Below are 18298 nucleotides of genomic sequence, written 5' to 3' on the forward strand. Positions count from 1 at the left end.
CTCGCTTTGCTCACCCACTACTATGCGGCTGGGGTAGAGGTTGTCGTACAGTGCTTTGCCTTCTCGCAAAAACTCCGGGCTGAATATGATTTGGTTGGTGTTCAGCTTCTTGCGCAACTGTTCGGTGTAGCCCACCGGGATGGTGCTTTTGATGACCATAGTTGCGTGGGGGTTAATGGCCAATACGTCCCCCGCCACTGCTTCAATCGATTGGGTATTGAAGTGGTTGGTTTCAGGGTCGTAATCGGTGGGGGTGGCAATAATCACAAAGCTTGCGCCCACATAAGCTTCTTCTTTATTCGTGGTGGCTTTGAAGTTAAGCGGTTTGTTGGCCAGGAAATCTTCTATTTCCGCATCGTGAATGGGCGACTTTTTCTGGTTCAACAAATCAACCTTGGTTTGAACAATGTCCAAGGCCACCACCTCATTGTGCTGGGCCAGCAGCATGGCGTTGCTTAAGCCCACGTAACCCGTACCGGCAATTGCTATTTTCATAAGTAACCGGGCCTTGCGCCCTTCAAATGTTGAATGGCTTTAGAATACCGGATTGCACCAACGGCTAGAGCGGAATACAAGCGAATGAAAAACAGAATATTGGTAACTGGCGGTGCCGGCTTCTTGGGTTCGCACCTATGCGAACGTTTGCTGGCCGAAGGCAACGAAGTAATTTGCGCGGACAATTATTTTACGGGCAGCAAAGAGAATGTGGCGCACCTGTTAAGCAACCCTTATTTTGAGCTGATTCGGCACGATGTAACCTTTCCGCTTTACATTGAAGTAGACCAAATTTACAACCTGGCCTGCCCTGCAAGCCCGGTGCATTACCAGCACGACCCAGTACAAACCACCAAAACCAGTGTGCACGGCGCAATTAATATGCTGGGCCTGGCCAAGCGCGTGAAGGCCAGAATTTTTCAGGCCAGCACAAGCGAGGTTTACGGCGACCCAGAGGTACACCCACAGCCCGAGGAATACTGGGGCCGTGTAAACCCGATTGGCATTCGTAGCTGCTACGACGAGGGTAAGCGCTGTGCCGAAACCCTGTTTTTTGATTACCACCGCCAACACAACCTGGACATTAAAGTAGCCCGAATTTTTAATACGTACGGCCCACGCATGCACCCCAATGATGGCCGCGTGGTAAGCAACTTTATTGTGCAAGCATTGAAAGGCCAAGACATTACGATTTTTGGCGATGGCAGCCAAACCCGTAGCTTTTGCTATGTGGACGATTTGATTGAAGGCTTTATTCGCTTGATGAACACAGAGCCTGGTTTTACAGGGCCCGTGAACCTGGGCAACCCGGGTGAATTCACCATGCTGGAATTAGCTGAGAAAGTAATTGAATTAACGGGTTCAAAGAGCAAGCTGACTTTTATGCCTTTGCCGCAAGACGACCCCAAGCAACGCCAGCCCAACATTGAGTTGGCCAAAGCGAAGTTGGGTTGGGAGCCCAAGGTGAATTTGGAAAATGGTCTGATAAAGACAATTGAGTATTTCAAGAGCATGTTTTAAGTAGGCAAGAACTTCGACGCCAGGCTATGCGCTCTGCGATTGACAAGTGCATGCATGACTAGAGTTGCATCATATATATTGCGAACCCCATGTCGACTGGCATTTTTGATTCCATAGGGATAATTGTTCAATAGAGCAAATATCAAATAAGGGAACCTTCGGAGTTGCATTTGAAACAATGGAAATTTCCTCGGCTTTAACCCTTCATAGCTAACGTTAAAGTTTTTACACATTTGCATCACTGCAGACTCAACCTGAACTCTTGTTTTTGAATTCACTTCTCCGAGTGATATCTCGAGCATTCGCCTGAGTGGGATTTTGACTTTTAATTTGTTTTCAGGAAACAACTCCAGATACTTGTACAGCGCCTCGTAAAGAATACTTTCAAAACCAGGGCAGTAAACGAAGCCTTGAGCCAGTTTCAAATCCACCTTAGACACGTAATCGTCAGCCTCACTGGAATTTACTTTCTCCCGCATTTGGGATGCTCCGTTACTTCGTGCGGAGGAACCTGCAATAACGAGAGGTTGATGTGAATAGGCGTAAGTTGGGACAGAAAATGCAGTAGCAAACGCAGAGTATGCATCTGGCGTTATAGAGTTAAAGTAACGACCGTCGACTGTTCGAGACTTGTTCAAAACACTAAGGTGTACAAATCCACAGTACACGCTGGGCAAATCAAAACAATACTTGTACTTAAAATCAATCGTTTTTTGTATCCAACTTAAGGAGCGTCTTAGTTCAACACCCTTTCGATACATACCAATCCAAGCAGCATCACGAATTGATTCATCTGGAAAATCTGGCCAGATGTATGTGGAAGTCTTTCCTGCAATAACCTTGACATTGAATTTTGAGGAAATCGCTGCCGCCCGCGCCACTGCGTCTGGATACAGACCATCGTCATCACCAATAAAAATCACGAAACCCTCATTCACGTGCCCAAGAGCAAACTCAAAGTTTTCTGACATCGACAATGGACGCGGAGTGCGAACATACCTAAGCTTTGGATTTGATAGTTCAGAAACCACTTGGGAGGTTTCGTCCTGACTACAGTTGTCACTCACCAGCACCTCAAAGTTTTCGTAGGTTTGGTTTAGGCACGTTCGGAGGGTGTGCCTCAAAGTGGCGCAACGGTCCTTGGTCGGCACGATGATCGTGAATTTTTCCATAATCTTCTATTTTTTCAGTAAAACGTATAACGACGAAAAAGACACCCCGAGGATCGCCGCGATTGAGGTAGAAACTGCCCCACCCACGATACCCATGGATGGGATCAATGTCATATTCAAAATAAAATTACAGCACAGCGACAATAGGGAACTTAAATAAATAATCTTTGTTAAACCTTTGACCTGAATTATTTGGGTGACTACAAAGAAAGCAATGTAGGGAACGCCAGACCAAATCAGAATTTGCAAAACCGAGGTAGCTCCGCTGAATTTTTCACCGTACAAAACTTGAATAATAAGATCTGCCAGAAAGGATATTAGGGTTGCGGCTACAATCGCAAACAGAGAGGCCATTAGCAATACTCTCTTTGTAAATTTTCTGTACTGAATGCGTGACGAACTATAAAGACGAATTACCTTTGGATAGATCAATGGTCCAATAATTGAAGGTATGACTAACCACGCCTCGGACACTTTAGATGCAGAGGCATACAGCCCAGCCTGATCAACACCCAAAATTTTTCCCACCATAATTTGGTCCATACGCATGTTTAATAATGAGGTGGCCATACCGAACAATAACGGCAAACCCTCTGTGAACATGTGTCGAACACGAGTCGCAATAACTTGCAATTTTGATAACTGCAAATAATGTCGCCCGACCAATGCAACTGCGAAAATGGATGAGCACACTGCCTCAATTACGCTAACCAAGATCACCGCGATAACAGGCTGAATATGATGGGCAGCAACCATTTTTGCGCCGATAAAAACAAGAAGAAGTAAAAGCTCAAACTTTGCGTAGAGCTGAAGATTTTCATTGACTTCAAAAACGCAACGACTTGTTTCAGATAACCTGAAGAACAAGGTTGACGAGAGGATAGCTACGTAAAGAGCGACGCCCTTTTCAAAGTCGATTACTTGGAACAACAAGATTGCGACTAGCGATGCAAGTAACGCTCCGCACAATTGAATGAAAAACGCGGAACCTAATGTTTGCTCTTGGTTGGATGGGCTGTTTATCAAATCTCGCGTGAGAATGCCCGTCACGCCAGGATTGGTAAAGCAGTAAAGAATAGAAACTATCGCGATTGCCATGGAGTACTTACCCAATTCATTAAGAGGCAGAACTCTAGCCAGGTAAGCCCACAGTAAAAAGCCAAGTAATATCCGAGCTAACTTTTCGGTGGTTAACCAAGATAGATTTTTGAACCAACCGGAATTGACGGCTTGGTTCATCTTAATCTTTACTCAAGAAAGTGGCTAAGCGCTCAATTACAGACATGGCCGGGGACCAACCAGTACTTTTAAGTTGCTGTACGCAGGCACTTATAATCATCGGCTGACCAAATGCACCAGCGCGATTGTCAACAACCAAGTCGGGCGATTTTCCTAAATGGGTTGCGACTAAATCGCCGAACTGTTTGATAGACAGGGTTTCACCAGAAGCCATGTTGAAAACACCCTTTTTTGACCCCAAAGACAGATGAGCCAACGCTGCGGCCATGTCCTCAACATGCAAGAAATCTCTCTGCAAACAACCATTCACTTCTATCGACTTGCCCGCGCGCAGTGCTGACACCAAAGAAGGAAACAAACGGTTCGGATGTTCGCCTGCGCCGCCGAATGGAAAAAACACGCGGGCCCATGCAAGACTCAAACCCTTTGAATCGCAGAGGAGTTGGAGACACTCATGCGTCAGGTTCTTTGCCTTTCCATAAATGGTTGACGGACAGATAGACGTGACATTTTCTTCACATACTGTTTCGTCCCAAGAGTACTCAGCGCAAGTACCCGACACTGTGAGGTGTTGACCACCTGAGGCAGCGAACTGCTCAACGAGATCTATCGTGGAAGTCACCCATTGCGTGTTTTCGACAGAAGTCCAGAATTCACCATGCTTGGCGAACCATGCCAGATGGATTAAATGAGTAGGTTTGAATTGCTGGATTACATCGAACGAACTGGATCTGAGCAAATCACATTCCGCAAACTGGAAGTTCGACGGCATGTGATCAAGCGGCTTCTTTCCAAGTATCAATGTGGGCACGCCACGATTCTGAAGAATTGACACCACATGCTTGCCGATATAGCCGGTTCCACCCGTCAAGAGAACGCGCATATTTACATCACGCTTAATTGAGGTACCGCACACACAAATTTACCACCCCAATCGCGAATGTAAGACAATTGCTCCATAACTTCTGACTTCAGGTTCCATGGAAAGATTACGATGTAATCAGGCTGAGACTTTGAAATTACGCTTTCATCAACAATCGGAATTCGACTACCAGGCATATATTTATTTTGCTTGGCAGGATTTTTGTCCACCACGGCGGAAACAAAATCTGCCTTAACTCCCGCGTAATTCAGTAACGTATTTCCTTTTGCTGCGGCACCGTATCCCATCACTTTTTTCTTATCCTGCTGTGCTTGAATCAAGAAGCCTAAAAACTCATTGCGCACTCGTTGAGCCTGCTTTTGAAAATTCGTGTAGGTTTCTGTCTTAAGCAAACCACTTGAAACTTCTTCGTGTAGCACGTCTTTCACGGTATGAGACTCTGGCTGCGGCCTGGAATCGCTGCGTTGTGCGAAAACCCTGAGGCTGCCGCCATGCGTACTCAAGCGTTCCACGTCAAAAATGCTAAGACCCGCTTTGCCAAAAATTCGCTGAATCGCCGTCAGTGAAAGATACGAAAAATGCTCGTGATAAATCGTATCGAATTGACTGTGTTTAATCAGTTCTAGCAGGTGAGGAAATTCGAATGTAACAACCCCAGCTGGCTTGAGGAGCCTTGTGAATCCCGATACAAAATCATTGATATCGGGCACATGAGCCAGCACGTTATTGGCCACCATCAAGTCAGCCTGAGCACCTTGCCCACTTAGGGTATTCGCAAGATTTTCCCCGAAAAACTCCTGCACTATTCGAATTCCCCGCCCACGAGCCGCCTGCGCAGTGCTAGCAGTTGGCTCGATTCCCGTGCAGGGTATTCCACGCTTCTGCACGAACTGCAACAAATAACCATCATTAGCCGCCACCTCGACGACATGAGATGCTGAATCAAGGGAGAAACGATTCACCATGGTGTCAACATATCTCTCGCTATGAGCCAACCAACTGGTAGAAAACGCACTAAAGTAGGCGTACTCACTATCGAATAATTCGTGTGCTGCTGTGAAATCTTCAGTTTGTACTAGCCAACAGTGTTCGCATACAAGCACTCTTAAGGGAAACCATTTCTCAGGAGAGGACAGGTGCGATTTTGGTAAATAAGCATTAGATGGCGGAGAGCTACCCAAATCGACGAAATTCGTCGATAGCACTGAGCTGCAATGTCTACATTTCATAAACGAACCCCTTCGAAATTTGAATCAATAAGTGCATGATTGGCATCCCTAACGGAACGCTCAACCACAGGTAAAGGCCACTGAATCCCAAAAATTGGATCTAAGGCATTCACGCCGCCTTCGCTCGCTGAGTCATAGGGTGCGGTGTGCAGATACAGCATCTCAGTGTCATCTTGTAAAGTTTGGAAACCATGCGCGCAGCCTTCAGGGACCAATAGTGAAAGACTGCCTCCGGAGGTTAATGTTGCGGTGTAAGTTTGCATATACGTTTTAGATTCGGCACGTAGATCAATGATTACATCGAACACCCCGCCTTTTAAACAGGTAATTATTTTTTTTTCGGCAAACGGTGCATGTTGAAAGTGCATACCACGAATGGTTCCCGCAAGTTGTGTTTTTGTGTGGTTAACCTGACGAATGGGTTGACCCTTTAAGACTGGATGTAACAACTGATCGCAAAAAACTCTCTGGAGAAATCCACGAGAATCTCCGATCGGAGCTCGATGAATTAAGAACAATCCGTCCAGATTTGTTGGTTCAAATCGAAGTTGACTAGACATGGTCAGTTACGGAGTGGCTTTAGATAGATAAAATTGAAATTGCTGCAAAGACTTCGCAATTAAGTCACCACCGACTCTATAGGTATTGTGCCAATCAATCGTGAGCTCTAGCGCCTCTTGAAGGTTGAATCTCGGTTTCCAGCAAAGCTCTTTTTTCGTCATTGAGCTATCGAGTCTCAACATTCCCGCTTCATGAAGATCTGAGGCCTGCACCCGATAAGCCGCATTTTTGTATTTACTGCAAAGGAACTCAACTATCCATTCCACAGTTTGAGCATCAGCCTCATCAGGCCCAAAGTTGAATGGTTTGCTGTACATCTCAGGCGACTTATACAAACTCTCTGCAAGGGTGAGGTAGCCAACCAGCGGTTCAAGAACGTGCTGCCATGGACGTGTTGCATTGGGGGAGCGGATAGTAAGTACTTGATTCTGATCAAGCGCGCGAAGAAAGTCTGGGATTAATCGATCTTCGGACCAGTCGCCACCGCCAATAACGTTGCCGGCACGCGCCGAGGCGAGCCCTATACCGGCCTTTTTGAAAAAAGATTCCCTGAATGACGCGGTCACTAGTTCAGAACAAGCTTTGCTGTTTGAGTACGGGTCATGCCCTCCAAGGCGATCATTTTCACGGTATGGCCAAACCCACTCCATATTTTCATAACATTTGTCTGTTGTGATGTTTACTACCGAGCGGACCTTTTCAGACTGCAGCGCCGCCTGTAAGAGATTGGCGGTACCCATGACATTGACAGAGTATGTTTCAAGCGGATTGCTGTAGGAATATCGAACTAGAGGTTGCGCCGCCAAGTGTAGAACAATGTCGGGTTGAGCTCGATGCAAAGAGGATTTCAATGCCTCATAGTCTCTTATGTCCGCAAGCGTGGAACTGCAAATTTTTTCATCTATGCCTGCTAGTTCATAGAAACTGGGCTTACCTCGGGGAGCCAACGCGTAGCCATGTACCTCTGCCCCCATACTTTGCAATAGAACAGAAAGCCAAGAACCCTTAAAGCCTGTGTGGCCTGTCAATAGAACACGCTTACCTTCCCAAAAAGATCTCATTTGTCCCACATCCTCCATGGAGCCTTACCACTGGACCAGAGGCTCTCCAATAGATTCTTTTCACGAAGCGTATCCATCGGTTGCCAAAAACCCTCATGACGAAAGGCGGTTAGGTTACCCTGCGCGGCGAGCGTTGAAAGCGGCTCGGATTCCCAAGTGGTTTGATCGCCGGATATGAGATCGATGCATTTGGGGGACAGAACAAAGAATCCCCCATTGATTAAACCTCCATCTCCTTTGGGCTTCTCTTTGAAACTGCGAACAAATGGACCTTCAAGATCGAGGGCACCATAACGCCCCGGTGGCTGAACTGCGGTGACCGTTGCCAGCTTCCCTTGATCTCTGTGAAATTGAATTAACTCGAGGATATTGACATCAGACAATCCATCCCCGTAGGTGAAGCAAAAACAATCATCCGTCTCGACATATTTTTTAACACGAAGAAGTCGCCCGCCTGTCATTGAATGTTCGCCAGTATCAACCAGTGTCACTTTCCAAGGTTCTGCTTTCTGGGTGTGAACTTCCATACGGTTATCATCCATATGAAATGTGACGTCACTCATGTGCAAGAAATAATTGGCAAAGTACTCCTTGATCAGGTAGCCCTTGTAGCCACAGCAGATGATAAATTCATTGACCCCAAAGGATGAATAGATCTTCATGATGTGCCAAAGTATTGGCATTCCGCCAATTTCAATCATTGGCTTCGGCTTAAGATGAGTCTCCTCAGAGATTCTTGTACCCAGACCACCTGCAAGAATGACTGCTTTCATTAATTAAACCTATCAAAATTAGGATTTTAATTACCCAATAACGGGCTCAAAGTATCAATGATCGTATTGTAGACTTTTGGGAAATCTCTGCTTAGAACCAGAGGTCGAAAGTTATGCTTACTTGATTTGTTACGAGACAAAACACCGGAAAATGGCGACCATGGCTCACAGTGCATTAATTTACGAACTTAGTCTTGATCAGACGGAAATGAACCAACAAACGATCAAGCTCGCATTGATCCCCTTCTTGATCAAGCAACTGGACCTTGTCTCCCCCGGAGACAGTCGATCACAAGATCAAGCTGTTCTTACGGAATTCCTACCCTCAGCGTTACAAGCATTCAGACCGATCTCAAGGGCTGTTAAATGTTTCAAAAATGACTCTTTTAATTTGATCAACTCTCTTCAATATGCAACTTTTCTATATCTGCTCTCTTCAAAATTAAGTGAGGCGGGTCAAAAATATTTCTACTTGGCAGACAGAATTTTTCTATTGAACAAAGCACTGCACGGTGTTGAGCTCTACCACAAGACGAAGCTTCCACCTGTTTTCTTTATTTCACACGGGATTGGTTCGGTTTTGGGAGACGCTTACTATGCAAATAACCTTGTTTTTTTTCAAAACATCACTGTAGGGCGAGTGGGTGAGAATAGACCAATACTGGGCTCACAGCTAATAGTCTATCCGAACGCTTCGATCACAGGCAAAAGCCGAGTAGGCGACAATTGCGTGATTTCAGCTGGTGTACACCTGCATAACCAAATAGTTCCAGACAATACGATTGTCAAAATAACTGAGGGTCAAATTACCTTTACAGAGAACAAAGGAAACCTGATTACCCAATACTTGGACTTATCTATTCCTGACAAAATTGACGATCTTCTTTAAGCGCGGAAATACTAATCTGAAACGTCGCACGTTTAGTTTAAAGACGGTCCACATTGACGGTACCAGTACATGCTTGGAGACCATTTTATAAAACTCCGGAAACTCGACAACAGAAATTTCTTGTTCCCATCGGATATTAAATCTACCTGCTTTCTGTAAGCGAATATATTCGGGCTCGCGACTGGAAGTGTGGGTAGCTTCCGCATCAAATCCGGTATTAACGACTAGATTATGCTTGGGCATCACACTCAATTTGCCAGTAACGAAATGGGCCAAGGTCCACTGGTGATCCCAAGTGCTGATGAAGTCGGCATAAACCAAATCAAATACGGTTTTCCAGTATCGCCTGTCAGCACCGGTGGGGAAACCCGGATAATTTCCAAGGTTGGCTCGAATTTCTGGCCAGTTTTTCATTGATTCGTCGTAAGCAAGCCAGGCATGACGCCAGGTTGCCCAGCCCCAAACATGCCACGCCTTCGTGAAACATACCTCGTTGGGAAGTTCCAACCATGGCTCGACCAGATTAGAACCGGATACTGAAAGGACCCTGCTCTCTGTACGGAATCGTTCGAGCATGGAATCGCAGTACCAAAAAAAATCAAGATTGGGCACGGTATCGTCTTCCAAAATGATGCCTTGTTCTTCATTCTCAAAAAACCAATCTATTCCAGAAGACACAGCCTTTCGACAGCCAAGATTTTCTGGCAAGAAGCGCGTCTTCAGTTCACAGTCCCAATCGATTCCGCTGAATAATGCACGCACTTGGTCTGTTTTCACCTCGTCCCCATCAACTCCAGGCCGAGGACCATCGGCAGACACATACAGCCGTGGTGGTCGAGCTTGACGAACGGCTTCTAGAACTCGTGCGGCCTTGTCTGCTCGATTAAAGACCAGCATTAGAACTGCATTTGGAGTACGCATCTGACTTAGTTAAAAATTTAGGATGCCAAATTCTAACCGTTTAGCACTTTATAGATATTGGCAATTTGATAATACGCGTAGCAATAGCATCGATTTGGATATGCTTCAAAGTGAATTATGATCTAGTCAGTTCTTTAATTGCCCATTTTCCGACTACAGGCTACTTTGAGATCCGAACTACTTATCGGTTTACCGCGCTGGATAAAACAAATACTGGTCATGTCTGTAGACATGGTCATGGGCATCGCCGCCACCTGGCTGGCTTTCAGCCTGCGCATTGATGGCATGCACGTTCCAAGTGGCAATGAATGGATTCCATACTGGTTTGGCCCTTTGCTGGCTTTGCCCATCTTCATTCATTTTGGCCTGTATCGTGCCATATTCCGCTATACCGACCTGGCTGCCATCAAACAAATTGTTAAGGCTGTCGCCGTGTATGCAGCCATTTACAGCGCGGTGGTATTGGCGTTTTATATTCCGCCCAACCCTCGTTCAATTGGTGTTCTACAGCCCTTTATTTTGAGCGCCTTTATTGTGGGGGTGCGCATGTTTGCGCGGTTCTGGCTGCTTTCAAGCACCGTTGACCCCCGGCTACGTGTGCTGCGCCGCCGTTTGCTGATTGTGGGCGCTGGCGAGGAAGCAGTGCAACTGGCGAACGCACTGAAAGACTCACCTGAATACATTCAGATTGGTTTTGTGAGTGATGACAAGCAGTTGGTTGGGCGTAATATGGCTGGCCACCGTGTGTTTGCACTGAATGACTTGCGCCCGGTAATCGAGAACTACGAGGTTTCTGACCTGGTAATTGCGCTAGAAAGTGGCTCGCAAGGTGCCCGCCGTCAAATTATTGAGGAATGCAAGGGGTTGCCAGTGCACATTCAAACTGCGGGGCTAACTCTGGATAGTGAACATTCTTCCATTCGAGAACTGGACATTGACGACCTGCTGGGCCGCGACCACGTACCCGCGAATGTTGAACTGCTGAATTTGAAAAACCACCGGAAGGTTGTGCTGGTGACCGGTGCGGGAGGCAGCATTGGCTCGGAATTGTGCCGCCAAATTTTGGCGACCCGCCCCACCCGCTTGGTGCTGTTTGAAAACAATGAATTTGCCTTGTATGCCTTGCACCATGAATTGCAGCAGAAGGTTCATTCCTTTTACCGGGAGGTGCAATTGTCCCCGGTACTAGGGGACGTTCGTGATGCTCACCGACTTCGCGAGGTATTCAAGGCCATAAAACCGAATACGGTTTACCATGCAGCCGCATACAAGCATGTGCCCTTGGTTGAGCTGAACCCTTTTGAGGGTATTAGAAACAACTTTCTGGGCACGCGCTTAACCGCTCAGGTGGCCGAAGAAACCGGGGTTGAAGATTTCGTACTGATTAGCACCGACAAAGCGGTGCGCCCCACCAACATTATGGGTGCCAGTAAACGCTTGGCTGAACTGGCCCTGCAAGCCCTGGCTGCAGAGCCCGGCGTAAAAACACGATTCAGCATGGTTCGCTTCGGCAATGTGTTGGGTTCAAGTGGTTCAGTGGTGCCTTTATTTCGCCAACAAATTGCCAAACTTGGGCCGGTTACCATCACTGACCCCGAAGTTACGCGCTTTTTCATGACCATTCCTGAAGCGGCGCAGTTGGTTATACAGGCAGGAGCCATGGCCAAAGGTGGCGATGTGTTTGTGCTGAACATGGGCGAGCCAATTCGAATTATCGACCTGGCCAAACGCATGATTACATTGGCAGGCTACACCGTGAAAACCCCTGAACAACCTGAAGGCGATATTGAAATTAAGGTGACTGGTTTGCGCCCTGGCGAAAAGCTTTACGAAGAGCTGCTGATTGGCAACGACCCGAAACCCACCGAACACCCGCGCATTATGAAAGCAAATGAAAAAAGTGTTAGTGATCAGGAACTAGACCGGGAAGTTGAAGCGCTGCAAAGTATTTTGCAGACCAGGAACGTGCCTGAGCTAAAGAACCTGTTGTTGCGCCTGGTGGACGGTTACCAACCCGAAAGTGAAACGTTCGATGCTTTGGCGAAAACTGACAAACCTGGTGCCTAAAACCTATTTCAAGATGGCAAGAAAGGTGCGAGCAATAATTTGAATGTCTAGCCACAGGCTTTGTTGCTGGACATACTGCACGCAGTAGGCCAGTTTGGCAGGCATCACTTCTTCGATATAAGTTTTTTCCGGGTTGCTGCTTTTTCCCAGTAACTCACTTTCACTGCGATATTCAATACTCGCCAAATCAGTAATGCCTGGCCGCACAGAGAGCACAATGCTTTTGGTAGCCTCGGGGTACAAAGCAACATACTTGGGCACTTCCGGACGTGGCCCCACCAAGCTCATGGTGCCTTGAAGCACATCGATTAGCTGCGGCAATTCGTCAATTTTATAGTGCCTTAGAAAGGCTCCTACCTTGGTTATGCGTGCGTCTTGCCCCACAGTAATTTGCATGGCTGTGCCCGATTGCGCCACAGTCATGGTTCGAAATTTATGGATTCGAAAAGGTTGGCCGCGCAAGCCGATGCGTTCTTGCCGGAAGAATACCGGACCTGGCGAATCACGTTTAATCAGCAACGCGATGACCACAAGCATAGGGCTCAGCAATAGTAAGCCTGTGAATGCAAGTACGATGTCGAACAGGCGCTTTATCACAGGTTTACTTAGGCCAGGATAGATTGAACTGCGTGGATGACACGGTCAATTTCAGATTGCGTCATTTTCGAATACAGGGGAATGGAAACCATGCGCTCGTACGCCTTCTGACTGACCGGGAAGTTGTCTATTTTCAACTTGTACATTTCTCGCCAATAAGGCTGTAAATGAAGTGGTATGTAATGCACACTGCAACCAATGCCCTGCGCATACAACGCTTCAACAAACTGATCGCGCGTTAGTGGGCATTGATCACTTAAACGCAAAATGTACAGGTGCCATGAATGCAAGCTGTTAGCAGCCGCGCCTTGTGGTAATACAACAGGCAAGTTTTCAAAAGCTGCGTTGTATTGATCAACGATGGCTTGCCGTTTGGCCCGAAACAGTTCAGCTTTTTTCAGTTGATGAATACCCATGGCCGAGGCGAGATCTGTGAGGTTGTACTTGAAGCCAGGTGCGACTACCTCGTAATACCAACTGGGTGCCTTGGAGGTGAAGCGATCAAATACATCGCGATTAATACCATGCAGGCGCATGGTTTTGCAGCGCTTGATGATCTCGGGGTTACGCGATACCACCATGCCACCTTCACCAGTGGTAATGGTTTTGTTGGCATAGAAACTGAATACTGCTGCATCAGTTTGCAGGTTGCCCACGGCGACACTATCAACCACACAAGGTAAGGCGTGTGCTGCGTCTTCGACTATCTTCAAACCATGTTCTTGAGCGATCGCAACGATGGCCGACATATTGGCAGCCAGCCCCGCGAAGTGAACTGGCATGATGGCCTTTGTTTTATTGGTAATGGCCGCGCGAACTAAGGCAGGATCGATATTCAAACTACCGGGCAGTACATCGACAAAAACAGGATCGGCACCCAGGTAACGTACCACTTCGGCAGTGGCAGTAAAGGTGTGGGTGGGCACAATGACTTCATCGCCAGGCCCAATACCAATGGCTTCTAGCGCCAGGTGCAAACCCGCAGTCGCTGAGTTAACAGCAATGGCCTGCACAGGCTGATTACCCGAAGCCACACCGCCGCCTGCTGCGTTTAGCATGGTTTCGAAATCAGTTTCAAATTGCCGGGTTTTGGGGCCTGTAGTCAACCAGCCCGAGCGCAGGCAATTGACCACTTCCTGAATTTCTTCCTCGCCAATTTCTGGCAAAGCAAATGGCAAAAATGGTTGAGTGCTCATGCGTTTAACTTGATCAAATATCGGTTGAGTATACGGCCATGCGGTCGCTTGCAGGTACCTGCAAGCTTAAACCCAAGCTTTGTATAAAAGTGATTGGCCTTGGCATTGTCGCTTTGGTCGGTTGTTAAGTACACGGCCGTTGCACCTGCAGTTTGTGCGTGGGCAAGAAATGCGGAAACCAGTTGCTGACCTATTTGCTGCCCCTGCGCTGTGGGCTTTACACCCAGGCTGCTGAGCAAGGCCGCATTGGGTTGATCGGGCAAAGACTCGCCCCTGTAAAACAAAGCTGACCAAAGTTTGACAAACACCAGACCAGGCTTTTTTAACAAGGGCCACAAAGAGGCCATTGCAAATGCCAGCCAGTGCTGCCTGAGCAATTGTGAAAAAAAACCTTGGGGTTGAGTTGTACCCACTACGAAACCGATAACTTCGGAAGGCTTGGCTTGTGGGCAGGCCACCAATGAAATACCCGTGGGGTGATTTAGAAACCCACTGTACAAAAGACGAAGAAATCGAGTGCCCATAAGCGTGAGGAAAAAGCCAGGGAAAGCCTGAATATGTACTTGTACAACTTGGGCGATATCGCTGGTTTGCGCAGGACGAATTTGAATGGACTCAAGCTTTTTCATGGCTTGTGCCCTTGCAGTGTTTGTTGAAAAAACTCGGCATACTGCGCGCACACTTGGGTTCGACTGTAACGCTGCTCCAGAAATTGCCGACCTTTCGCACCAAGATCGGCAGCATTTTGCGGCTTAGCAAGCAGTTGCTGAACCGCTTGCAACAAGGCTTGTGGGTTGCCGGGCTGGGCAACCAAACCACAACTGGCCTGTTGCACTAGGATACCGGTTTCACTGTTGGCGTCGACGCTGGCCACAACGGGTTTTGCAGCGGCCATATAACCAAGCACCTTACTGGGCACTGAAAATGTGCCCTTACCCGGTAATAAGCTAACCATGGAAATGGTTGCGCAGTTTTGTACAGCGGGCAATAACTCCCTAGGTTGAAACGGTAGAAAGTGCACATTCGGCAAACTTTGCGCAAGGATTTGCAAAGTGGGCAATAATGGCCCTTCCCCCACAAGAAGCCAATGAATTGTTGTGCTCGAATCGCTTTCCAGGGCAAGCTTTGCAGCCTGCATAACCACCTGCGCGCCCGACACATGACCAATGGTTCCAGCATACAAAACCACTGGCGCGCCAGCAGGAATATTTGCCATATCTCGAATCAACTGGCCTTTCTCAGGCTGGGGCTTTATTTCATCGATATCGATCCAGTTTGGAATAATTTCGATTGCGCCTTGCGCGCCATGTTGAGCAACATGATTCTTAAAACCCTGACAAATAACGGCCAAACCGTCTGCCCTTCGATAAGCAGTTCGTTCAATCCATTTCAAGGCGTTGATCACTGGTTTGCTTTTGATTAAACCCAAATCAACCAATACATCGGGGTGTAAATCTTGAACATTGAAAATCAGTTTAAACCCGCGCAATTTGGCCAGTAAAGTAAGCGTCGCCCCCAGTGGCAGTGGCTGCAATACAGCAAACACCAAGCCTGGTTTTTTGCACGTAAGCAGGTACAAAAAACTACTGGCAACAAAACTTAAAAAATTGAGTGCTCGGCTGAGAAAGCTGCGTGTTTCGGAGGTGTACAACCACAAGCGGGTAACACGAACCGGGCCTAAGGTTTCACGCAAAATTCGTTGCTTGATGTACGGTGCCTGCACCTTGCCACTGGGGTGATTGGGAAATCCCGTAACTACTTCCACGTCCCAACCTTGAGCGGCCAAATTCTCAGCGAGCTCTTTGAGCATGTAACCCATGGGTGCATGCTCGGGCGGAAACCATTGGCTTAAAAACAGCACTGAACGCGAATTCATGATTCTTCCGTGCGATAAGCCAACGCAGCCAAACCAAGAACAAAGAACACACCTTCGGCGAAATCATAGTGAAACGAATTCAGCAGATTGAGCAACACATAAGCCAACACAAAACCATGCAGCAGCAACAGGTGCTGCGAGTTGTTCCGCAGCAAAACCATGGCTATAAAAACCATATACAGCGCCAAGGCTACAACACCACCTTGTACTGCAAACAACAAGTACTGGTTGTGCGGATTATTGAATGCGAAAGTGAAACCGGAGGCTTGCGCATGAGGTGTAACGGCCGCCTCAAAACCACCCATACCGTAGCCAAACCATGGTGCCTGGACAAATGCCTCAATTGAATGAAGCCAAAAGCTCAGTCTGCGACCGTTGCTGGTTTCTTGCGCAATTGCTTGCCCGTCGATCCACTGCTGAACTTCAGTAAACACTGCATTGACCCGGGTGTTGAAGAAGTCAGAGCCAAAATACATGGCAAGCAGGATGAGCATAACCGCAAACGCTGCGATGATCGACCCCTTCAAACCAATACGTTGATAGGCGATAACGACAGGCAACACGGCCATGGCCACCCAGCCTGATCGCCCTTCAACCATGAAAAAGAAGTTGTACAGGGCCAGGCCCAATGCCAATAAAACCAAAGCCTTGATTGCCAGGTGAGTTTGCGACCATACCGACTGCAGGCGATAGGCCACGTAGCCGGTGGCCAAAGCGATGAAAAAGTTGTGCGTGATGTGTAGCTTGAATAGCAGTGGTGATTCCGAACCCTCAGGCCATGGGAAAAACCCCAGCGCCACAGCATAACTGCCGAGTACGCTGACAAACACGCCAACACAAAATGCATCAAATACGGTGGTGCCGTCTTGTTTGGTCAAGAATACTGCAGCCAGAATTGGCAACAACAATAGGCGAAGATATTTGCTGAGATAGTCGCTGGCCGAATCGAAATTACTGGTGTCGAAGGAAAGCGTAAACACCAGCCATGCCACAAGCGCATACGCCGCCACGGTTATAGGATGCTTGAACAAACCGGGCAGTCGATTGCGAGTTTGTGGATTGACCAACACAAACACCAAAGTAAGCATCAACAGCAAATTCACCGGCGCCGGCTTAATCGGCAAAAAAAACGCCGCCCCTGCCAAAAACCAGGCTGGGTTGATTCGCTGAAGAAAACTCAAACCCACCCCCACCGTTGCCAGTGCATTTTCAGGAATGCGTAAGTAACCGGCGCGGTAATCAGCCCTGGCAAGCCAAACGCCACTTCGCCCAGGATGATGGCGATGAGCATTTCGGGCACGCTGGCGCGCACGTTGCGGCCAATGATGTAGCCGTTCACAAAGTATTCAAGCTTGTGAATGATGAACAGGTAAAGCACCGACCCCAAGGCCACAAACACGCCGTAGCGAATGGTAAGCACCAGAATAAGGGTGTTGGCCATGATGTTGCCGGCCGCGGGAATAAGGCTGGCCACGGCGGTGAACATGAGCAGCAATTCCCGGAAGGGAAGCACGACATCGAATGCCGGCAAAATGCCGTAAATAAAAACTGCCGTGCAGAAGGTGTTCCAAATACTGACGTACACCTGCGCGCCCATGAGCAGGGTGAAACAGCGCACGTACTTTTCCAGGGTTTGCAACCAGGCGTCGGCCAAGGGTTTGGCCGGGCCGCCCGCCGCAGGGGCTGGCACCATGAGCGCCGCTGAAACACCCAGGATGAGGGCGAATACAAACTGCAGGAAAATGAAGAAGCTGGCGCCGCCAAAACTGCGAATGTAGCCCACGAAGTCGCTGTCGTCTTTGCTGATCATGCGGAACAGTTCGCTGGGCTTGCCGGGTATGTGTTCTTTAATGGCTTGGGGCAGGCTTGCTGTAACCGAGTTCAGGTTGCGCAGTGCCTCCTCAACCAGTTGTGGGCCTTGCTGGGTCATGGTGGCCAGCACAAAGCGCACCCCGCTGTTTAGGCCAATGCCCAATAGCACCACGGCTGCGGCCACCACGGCCGTGGTTAAAAAGGTGGGCAACCAGCCAAACAGGCCGCGCATGAAAGCGCCATTGAATTTGTTGATGTGGGGTTGAAGCAGGTGCACAAAACCGCGGCGGGTAAACCGTGTAAGGGCAAAAATGGCGAGGCCGGCAATAAGCCCGACCCCGATTTTGAGGCTCAACATGCTGATCCAGATGGCCAAAATGCCAACTACGGACGCATATTCCCAACGAAGGGTGGTGTTTTCTTGATGCTGCGGTACTGGGCTGGGCATTTGGATTCTTGGCTGATTGTCGGTTGAGGTATGACCAAGTGAATCCCGATTCTATCCCA

The 18298-nt window shown here is 48.0% G+C and carries 17 protein-coding genes and 1 pseudogene; 3 read left to right on the forward strand and 15 right to left on the reverse strand.

Annotation, left to right across the window (positions count from 1 at the left end):
* A pseudogene (locus B4N58_RS03315) lies at positions 1 to 495 on the reverse strand (UDP-glucose 6-dehydrogenase); the annotation flags it as partial.
* 84 nt (positions 496 to 579) lie between these two features.
* On the opposite strand from B4N58_RS03315, the gene B4N58_RS03320 reads away from it, so the two are divergent.
* Positions 580 to 1515, forward strand: a complete 936-nt coding sequence (locus tag B4N58_RS03320; protein ID WP_291745753.1) for a UDP-glucuronic acid decarboxylase family protein — start codon at positions 580 to 582, stop codon at positions 1513 to 1515.
* Here the strand turns inward: B4N58_RS03320 and B4N58_RS03325 are convergent.
* From B4N58_RS03325 to rfbF, 7 genes are read right to left on the reverse strand one after another with little or no spacing between them, the layout of a single operon-like run.
* On the reverse strand, positions 1512 to 2687 hold the full coding sequence (locus B4N58_RS03325; protein ID WP_291745755.1) for a glycosyltransferase family 2 protein: 1176 nt from the start codon (positions 2685 to 2687) through the stop codon (positions 1512 to 1514). The genes B4N58_RS03320 and B4N58_RS03325 overlap by 4 nt on opposite strands.
* A gap of 6 nt (positions 2688 to 2693) precedes the next feature.
* Complete coding sequence (locus B4N58_RS03330; protein ID WP_291745757.1) at positions 2694 to 3926, reverse strand: flippase; 1233 nt, start codon at positions 3924 to 3926, stop codon at positions 2694 to 2696.
* 1 nt (position 3927) lies between these two features.
* Positions 3928 to 4809 (reverse strand): NAD-dependent epimerase/dehydratase family protein, encoded by an 882-nt coding sequence (locus tag B4N58_RS03335; RefSeq protein WP_291745758.1) that lies wholly within the window; start codon positions 4807 to 4809, stop codon positions 3928 to 3930.
* A 2-nt stretch (positions 4810 to 4811) separates the two neighbouring features.
* The gene (locus tag B4N58_RS03340; RefSeq protein WP_291745760.1) at positions 4812 to 6038 is read right to left on the reverse strand and encodes a class I SAM-dependent methyltransferase; all 1227 of its coding nucleotides are present in this window, start codon (positions 6036 to 6038) and stop codon (positions 4812 to 4814) included.
* Positions 6035 to 6598: a dTDP-4-dehydrorhamnose 3,5-epimerase family protein gene (locus B4N58_RS03345; RefSeq protein WP_291745763.1), complete on the reverse strand. Its 564-nt coding sequence runs from the start codon at positions 6596 to 6598 to the stop codon at positions 6035 to 6037. Before B4N58_RS03345 ends, B4N58_RS03340 begins: the two co-directional genes overlap by 4 nt.
* 6 nt (positions 6599 to 6604) lie before the next feature.
* Complete coding sequence (rfbG, locus tag B4N58_RS03350) at positions 6605 to 7660, reverse strand: CDP-glucose 4,6-dehydratase (protein ID WP_291745765.1); 1056 nt, start codon at positions 7658 to 7660, stop codon at positions 6605 to 6607.
* The gene (gene rfbF, locus B4N58_RS03355) at positions 7657 to 8433 is read right to left on the reverse strand and encodes a glucose-1-phosphate cytidylyltransferase (protein WP_291745767.1); all 777 of its coding nucleotides are present in this window, start codon (positions 8431 to 8433) and stop codon (positions 7657 to 7659) included. Before rfbF ends, rfbG begins: the two co-directional genes overlap by 4 nt.
* Before the next feature lie 160 nt (positions 8434 to 8593).
* On the opposite strand from rfbF, the gene B4N58_RS03360 reads away from it, so the two are divergent.
* On the forward strand, positions 8594 to 9322 hold the full coding sequence (locus tag B4N58_RS03360) for a hypothetical protein (protein WP_291745769.1): 729 nt from the start codon (positions 8594 to 8596) through the stop codon (positions 9320 to 9322).
* Here the strand turns inward: B4N58_RS03360 and B4N58_RS03365 are convergent.
* Positions 9287 to 10219, reverse strand: coding sequence for a glycosyltransferase family 2 protein (locus B4N58_RS03365; protein ID WP_291745772.1), 933 nt, complete (start codon positions 10217 to 10219; stop codon positions 9287 to 9289). The genes B4N58_RS03360 and B4N58_RS03365 overlap by 36 nt on opposite strands.
* Before the next feature lie 243 nt (positions 10220 to 10462).
* On the opposite strand from B4N58_RS03365, the gene B4N58_RS03370 reads away from it, so the two are divergent.
* Positions 10463 to 12310, forward strand: a complete 1848-nt coding sequence (locus tag B4N58_RS03370; RefSeq protein ID WP_291745774.1) for a polysaccharide biosynthesis protein — start codon at positions 10463 to 10465, stop codon at positions 12308 to 12310.
* Between the two features lie 3 nt (positions 12311 to 12313).
* Here the strand turns inward: B4N58_RS03370 and B4N58_RS03375 are convergent, their stop codons facing one another.
* Genes B4N58_RS03375 through B4N58_RS03400 form a run of 6 tightly spaced genes read right to left on the reverse strand, consistent with a single transcriptional unit; the run spans position 12314 to position 18239 of the window.
* A complete protein-coding gene (locus B4N58_RS03375; RefSeq protein ID WP_291745775.1) occupies positions 12314 to 12907 on the reverse strand; it encodes a sugar transferase in 594 nt (197 codons plus the stop codon).
* An 8-nt stretch (positions 12908 to 12915) separates the two neighbouring features.
* Complete coding sequence (locus B4N58_RS03380; RefSeq protein WP_291745777.1) at positions 12916 to 14103, reverse strand: DegT/DnrJ/EryC1/StrS family aminotransferase; 1188 nt, start codon at positions 14101 to 14103, stop codon at positions 12916 to 12918.
* The gene (locus tag B4N58_RS03385) at positions 14100 to 14732 is read right to left on the reverse strand and encodes a GNAT family N-acetyltransferase (RefSeq protein WP_291745779.1); all 633 of its coding nucleotides are present in this window, start codon (positions 14730 to 14732) and stop codon (positions 14100 to 14102) included. The genes B4N58_RS03380 and B4N58_RS03385 overlap by 4 nt, the downstream gene beginning before the upstream one ends.
* On the reverse strand, positions 14729 to 15979 hold the full coding sequence (locus tag B4N58_RS03390) for a glycosyltransferase family 4 protein (RefSeq protein WP_291745781.1): 1251 nt from the start codon (positions 15977 to 15979) through the stop codon (positions 14729 to 14731). The genes B4N58_RS03385 and B4N58_RS03390 overlap by 4 nt, the downstream gene beginning before the upstream one ends.
* The gene (locus B4N58_RS03395) at positions 15976 to 17160 is read right to left on the reverse strand and encodes an O-antigen ligase family protein (RefSeq protein ID WP_291745783.1); all 1185 of its coding nucleotides are present in this window, start codon (positions 17158 to 17160) and stop codon (positions 15976 to 15978) included. The genes B4N58_RS03390 and B4N58_RS03395 overlap by 4 nt, the downstream gene beginning before the upstream one ends.
* Positions 17157 to 18239: an AI-2E family transporter gene (locus B4N58_RS03400; protein WP_291745785.1), complete on the reverse strand. Its 1083-nt coding sequence runs from the start codon at positions 18237 to 18239 to the stop codon at positions 17157 to 17159. Before B4N58_RS03400 ends, B4N58_RS03395 begins: the two co-directional genes overlap by 4 nt.
* Positions 18240 to 18298: the final 59 nt, after the last annotated feature.

Origin of the sequence: Limnobacter sp. UBA3528 (genome assembly GCF_002377005.1) — a bacterium.
GTDB lineage: Bacteria > Pseudomonadota > Gammaproteobacteria > Burkholderiales > Burkholderiaceae_B > Limnobacter.